This is a genomic window from Mesorhizobium sp. M2C.T.Ca.TU.002.02.1.1, assembly GCF_003997225.1.
Window position 1 is genome coordinate 1 of sequence record NZ_RZTO01001570.1, and the last position, 406, is coordinate 406.

Annotated in this window: 1 protein-coding gene; it reads right to left on the reverse strand. The window is 62.3% G+C overall.

From position 1 onward, the window contains the following. Positions 1-93 precede the first annotated feature (93 nt). Positions 94-406 (reverse strand): TOBE domain-containing protein (locus EOD07_RS37335; RefSeq protein WP_127238562.1); only part of this gene is annotated, 313 nt, incomplete at its 5' end.

Consider the following 406-nt stretch of genomic DNA (forward strand, 5'->3'; position numbering starts at 1 on the left):
GCTCGTTTTTTGGTGTCATGTGTCATGTCAGTTCCCCTTTTTTGTTGTTGATAGTGCCGGAAAGCGGTGGAGCGATATTTCGCCACACCGTCGTCATTGCCCTCCATGCGGAAGGAGGAAACCCTTTTCCGCCGGCCAGGTGAGCCAGACGGAATTGCCCTTGCTGAGCGCTGCGGCCGCCACCTCGTTCGGCACCGAGACGGTAACCTTGGCGCCTTGCCGTGTCGTCAGGTCGAGCCGCGTCGCAGCACCGAGATAGGTGGAGTTGGTGGCGGTAGCGGCGATGCCATTCTCGCCATCCGCCGCCTCGCCCGATATCGGCATGTATTCGGGCCGGATCGCCAGGATGGCATCGCCGCGCACGAGTTCGGCCTTGCAGCCCATGCTGACCGCGCGGTCTTCGCAC